This is a genomic window from Paracoccus rhizosphaerae (genome assembly GCF_026162645.1).
GTDB classification, from domain to species: domain Bacteria; phylum Pseudomonadota; class Alphaproteobacteria; order Rhodobacterales; family Rhodobacteraceae; genus Paracoccus; species Paracoccus rhizosphaerae.
Window position 1 is genome coordinate 1 of the sequence record NZ_JAOTBE010000116.1, and the last position, 5556, is coordinate 5556.

Annotated in this window: 4 protein-coding genes; all 4 read right to left on the reverse strand. The window is 57.0% G+C overall.

Going from position 1 to position 5556, the window contains the following annotated elements; genetic code table 11:
- Nucleotides 1–348: 348 nt before the first annotated feature.
- On the reverse strand, nucleotides 349–1791 hold the full coding sequence (locus tag OC184_RS19385; protein WP_265508800.1) for a lipopolysaccharide biosynthesis protein: 1443 nt from the start codon (nucleotides 1789–1791) through the stop codon (nucleotides 349–351).
- Nucleotides 1792–2288: 497 nt separating this feature from the next.
- The gene (locus tag OC184_RS19390; protein ID WP_265508802.1) at nucleotides 2289–3584 is read right to left on the reverse strand and encodes an NAD(P)H-dependent oxidoreductase; all 1296 of its coding nucleotides are present in this window, start codon (nucleotides 3582–3584) and stop codon (nucleotides 2289–2291) included.
- On the reverse strand, nucleotides 3584–4132 hold the full coding sequence (rfbC, locus tag OC184_RS19395; protein WP_265508803.1) for a dTDP-4-dehydrorhamnose 3,5-epimerase: 549 nt from the start codon (nucleotides 4130–4132) through the stop codon (nucleotides 3584–3586). Before rfbC ends, OC184_RS19390 begins: the two co-directional genes overlap by 1 nt.
- Nucleotides 4133–4143: 11 nt before the next feature.
- Nucleotides 4144–5298, reverse strand: a complete 1155-nt coding sequence (rfbG, locus tag OC184_RS19400) for a CDP-glucose 4,6-dehydratase (RefSeq protein WP_265508804.1) — start codon at nucleotides 5296–5298, stop codon at nucleotides 4144–4146.
- Nucleotides 5299–5556: the final 258 nt, after the last annotated feature.

The window sequence follows — 5556 nt, forward strand, 5'->3', positions numbered from 1 at the left end:
TGGCTGGTGGCCCGACCAAACATCCACGCCGGAGCCAGCGATCGGATGCGATGCCGGTCAGGCTACAACAAAATGCCGGCTGGCTGGCCTTCTCAACGACCGCCTGGACATAAACCCGTCGTCCCGCCCACGGATGCCACGGTTAAAGAAGCTCACGCTCATCAGTCCTGTGGGCGTTCTGTGATTGAGTTGTACAACGAAAACCACCCGCACTCGGGGCTGGACAGACCCTAAAGAACTGGCAAAAACAAAGGCCGTACCTGTTCAGAAAGAGGCCGCATAATCACGTAGGAAGTGACAATTAGGTTCCCTCGAAATGTTATTTGCGAAATATTCCAATAAAATCTACTATAATTTCACCAATTCTCGCAGCGTTTCGCGCCCCGATGCACTAAAGCTTGCCAGGAAGGCTACGGCAGCGTAGGCAAACAGCAGGCTAAGGACTACAGCAGGCAGCGGCGCTTGAGGAAGGTACGGAGTTAATACCCACAGAGCAGGCACCACAAGATGTGCGCCGAGTAAGAACGGCCATGCAGCACCTATAATGTCCGCAATTCCAAGCGGCCCTCGGCGCCCAACATATAACCACAGGATTGGCGTCTTGATATACTCGCTGATTGAGAGGGAAAATGCAATACCAACAGCACCCCACATGATTCCGATCGAGAAGGCCACAACGGCAAACCCTGCTGTAGCCAAACCCCAGTAAAAGAAATCACGGGACCTGCCTTGGCTGACAAACAGCCAGCCGGCAGGATTGTTTAGCGGCCCCATCAGTCCAGCGAAACCGAGCACTGCAAAAATCTTTGCGCTTTCTGCCCATTGATCACCCAATAGAAAGGGAATTAAAATATCGGCCATAGCGATGCTCATGGCTACGCCGGGTAGCGTTGCCAGCAAAACTAGCCGTATTACCCTCAAATAGGCCCGGCGATACCGGTCGGGTTCTGCAGCCAGGCGCGATAGGGCAGGAACCATTACTCGCGATAGCGGGTTGGTAATCTGAGTTAAAGGAAATAAAAGAAGCTTATAGGCTCGTTCATAAAGCCCTAATTGAAAGCCGCCCCAAAACTTTCCTATCAAAATATTGTCAAGGTTTCGACCGAAAAAGTTGGCGAAGTTGAACCCTGTTAGTCCTGCTCCGAATCCCACCATCGACCATCCGTCGCCAATATGCCCCGGCCAGGATGGCCGCCACGGAGAACTTATCCAGACCATAACGATTCCGACTAGTGCCCCGGCAACCGAGGCCCCCCACAGTGCCCAGTAAGACGGCGCGACACTAGCCCAAACAATTGCTGTAACTAAGCTCGTTACCCCCGCTGCTATGTCAATTCGCGCAAGTCTTCCAAATTCCATGCGGCGATTTAGCAGCGCGCTGTGCTGCGCACCGCTTCCAGTTAGCAATACTGGAAGCGCCATCGCCGCTATCAGCGGTCCGACCCGCGGCTCACCGTAAAAATTAGCTGCAAGGGGCGCGACTGCTACTAGTGCAGCGGCCACGACAACACTGGCTGAGACATTGATCCAGAAAAGAAAGTTCACTTCGCTGTGGCCGATCCGAGGGCGCTGGACAGTGGCTTGGGTCAACCCTAAGTTTTGGAACAGAGCTATGAAAGCCAGGACTGGCCCAGCCATGGCCACTAGTCCGAAATCATCTGGGGTCAGCAAGCGTGACAGCACGATTACCGAGACAACTTGTAAAGCGAGCTTAAACGCTTGCGCCCCGCCGGTGGCTATAATTCCACGTCCGACCGACGCTTTCATCGGCCCTTCTGCGGGGTCGAACATGTTGGGTAATGCAGTCAGGGTCTGCCTCCAGTTATTAGCGTCCCGTGGCGCGACGCTGCGTTGCGTATCGTAGCGGAAATGCGAGGCTCTTTGAAAGCGGAATGCAACCTAGATCAATAACGAAGCTGAAAAAACCTAGAGAGGCCATCAGGAATGCTGTTAGCTCACGCCACAATCTGACGGACGAGGCTCGCTTAAGGCGTCAAAGGGCCTTAGGTCTGCTGGTGCACCAAAACGAACAAACAGGATTAGCCAGGTGCTTCTTGAGCAATTACACTCATGAACACTTGAGGGTGAATTCTTTCGATCACAAACCACCACGGGTAAAATGCGGTCTACATCAAGGGCGGCAACTATAAAATGCTGACCTAGCGGAACATCAACCTCCTTGCGAATCTAAAATGGCGTCGAGGTTTGAGGCCATCGATATTAGAATCCTGCTTGCCTGCCCCAAATGTCAAAGGCGGTGCGGATGGTTACATTCTAGCGTGAACTGCTCAAGGCTGGAATATTCTGTCCTGTTCAGCCCGCAGGGCGCAAGCAAGGCTTCCCACGGGAAGTTCCACGTCCTCGTAGGTTAGAACTTGGTCCTTTGGTACGCGGCGGCGCATCCGGGCGCCGGCCGCAATGCCCATCGGCAGCAGGTTCTCGGCGCGAGAAACTGAGTAGTTATCGCACAGCCCATAAGTCAGGAAGCCGCCTAGCCCGTCGAGAACCGCTCCCTCGTCCAGATCGCACTTTGCCGCCGCGATGACATCGACCACCGGCCCCGCCTTTGGCGCAATCACGCGGTCGCCGAACAGCGTCACGCGTGCGACCGACAGCGGAACCTCAAAAATCATCAGGTGATAAGGAATATAGAAGCTGTAGAGTGGTCCCTGCCCTAATTTCCCGTAGTTCAGGTAATGGGCCTGAACCTTGTCCTGCGCCTCGGCAAATACATAGACGCCGGGTGAGGGCAGGCCGCCGACCACATAATCCACGATGCCGCCCAGTTCACGCAGGCGGTCTAGGTCATACATCCCCGTCATTTCGTCCACCGAGCCTCGATGATCCATGCCGATCATGCCGCGTTGGGCAACCTGCATTCCGGTCGCATTGGCGACGATGGCTTGCTCGAACGAGATTTTGGTTCCGTCAGCAAAGCTTGTTACCATATGAGGTGTCTGTCCCCATTGCTTTGCATAGGCCGCCTGCGTTTCAGGCGTGCGATAACGGTCCTGCAACCCTTTGATGTTACCGCAAACCCGAGGGATCAGGCCGATGCTCTGGACAAAGCGCAAAAGGTTCAACTGGACCCCCGGCTGATCGCCATCGCAGCCACTTAGAATGACACCCGCGGCATCCGCTTTCTGCCGAAGCAGTGGACCGACCGTTGCATCCAGTTCGGCATTCATCAGCACTAGGTGCTTGCCGCCCGCGATGGCCTGCATCGTCACCTGCGCCCCATGCTCCACATGACCCGTCGCCTCGACCAGCGCTTCCAGGCTGGGGGCTTCGCACAGCACTGCAGGGTCCGACGTGACCGCAAAACGTCCGGCCCGCAGTGCGTCCTCCAGTTGATCGACAGTGTTAACCTCAATAATTCGATCGCGCGGGACACCAAAATCAGCATAGGCGGCAATTGCGGCTGGCAGGCTGCGGTTGCAGATCGCTGACAGTTCCATTCCGGGCATGTAGTTCAGCACTTGGTTCGCGATCCCGCGTCCCATGTAGCCGGCGCCGATCATGCCGAAACGAAGCGGGTTGCCTGACTCAGCGCGCGCCGCAAGCGCCGTATCCACGATCAGCATTAGGCCAGTCCCCACTCGTGCGGCCGATAGTCGGGCCAGCTTGCATCTTTCTCCGAGATCTGCATGACCTCCATCTTCCAGTCAATGCCGAAAGCGGGATCATTCCAGCGCACGCCGCCTTCCGCCGCGGGCGCATAGGGGGTCGACACAAGATAGCTGACAGCGCTTTGGTCTGTGAGGGTCACGTAGCCATGGGCGAACCCCTTGGGAACATAAAGCTGGCGGCCATTTTCTTCGGTCAGTTCGAAAGCCTCCCACTGAAGATAGCTGCTGGAATCACGGCGCAGGTCGATGATGACATCGCGGATGGCGCCGCGCGTGCACCTTACCACCTTCACCTCGGTGTCGGGCGCATGCTGGAAGTGCATCCCTCGCAAGGTGCCAGCAACATGATTGTAGGAATGGTTTTGCTGCGGAAACCGGCGTTCAAGTCCGGCCGCCGCGAACTCGGCCTCGCAAAAGGTGCGGGCAAAGTGTCCTCGTGCATCCTCGCGGAGCTCAGGTTCGATCAAAACTGCGCCCGCAAGGGTCGTCGGAGTGAAGCGCATCGACTTGTCCTTCAATGGGTCGAAAAGGACCCGGCGGGCATAGGTGCGCCTGCTAGGTCTGCAATTTGTGTCCGGGTTAATGTCAAAAGTTCCGCTGCAGAGGCATTGTCGGCGGCAGCCTTATACCATGCCACAGTCGCGTCGAGTCCTGCAAAGACATCGCTCAACTGGCGCCAGCCAAGCGTACGTTGCGCAAGGCCTGAGTCAAGGAGTAGAAGGCCTGCCTCCTTCAGATGCGCTTCGCCCGGCCGATGTTGCCAGCCTGCGCCTTCGCCCCAGCGTTCCGCGAATGCCGTTGCAAGATCGCCCACCGCCAGCAGCTGTTCGGCAGCGGGACCAAAGTTGTACCCTTGAGCATACGTCGTGCCGCCCTCGTAACAGGCGCGGGCAAGGCGCAGGTAGCCGGCAATCGGTTCAAGACAATGTTGCCAAGGCCGCACGGCATCGGGAGACCGGATGATCAGCTGTTCGCCCCTGGTGAAGGCGCGAACGGCATCGGGAAGCAAACGATCCTTGGAGTAGTCACCGCCGCCGAAGACGTTGCCGGCCCGTGCGGAGGATACCGGAACCTGACGAGATAACGGGGAATTGGAGGAAAAGAAGGACTCACGCCAGGCGTGGGTCAGAAGCTCGGCGCAGGCCTTGGAGGCGCTATAGGGATCCTTGCCGCCCATGGGATCGTTCTCGCGATAGGCGAAGGGCCATTCAGCGTTGGCGTAGCACTTGTCGGTCGTGACGATGACGATTGATGCCACGCTTTCACAGGCTCGGCAGGCCTCGAGAAGGTTGATCGTTCCCATGACATTGCTGGAAAAGGTCTCGACCGGCTCCTGGTAGGACCGGCGTACCAAGGGCTGAGCGGCTGCGTGGATGACGATGTCCGGTTGGAACGAAACCAACGCCTCGCGCAGCGCCCCGGCATCTCGGATATCGCCCAGAACATGATCGCAAATCTCGGACGCTCTTGTTTGCTCGAACATCGAGGGCTTGGTGTCGGGCGGCAGGGCATAGCCGCGGGTGACAGCACCAAGCATCTCCAGCCAATGCAGCATCCAGCTACCTTTGAAGCCGGTATGTCCCGTCAGAAACACGCGCTTTCCCGACCAAAACTCGCTGTTTACGTGAAAAGAATCACTGTCCGAGTTCGCAGCAATCGTTTTACTCATTCAAATCTCCATACAATGCAACTGCAGGCCGCGTTATACGCGCTCCAAGACTAGATGCTGCTCTTGCACAAGGTCCCATCCCTGCTCCTCTGCACTACATTGGCTTCTTTACTTCTTAAAGGCTTGTGTCTTAAGTACGCGACTGACCTGCCCCCATCGGGTGGTCCGGTTTCAGTCTTAATGCATGACGGGTCTGGGCGCTACGGCGGGCGTGGCCGGCGAAGCGTCTCCGGATGTCGAAGCCGGCCACGAGATGAC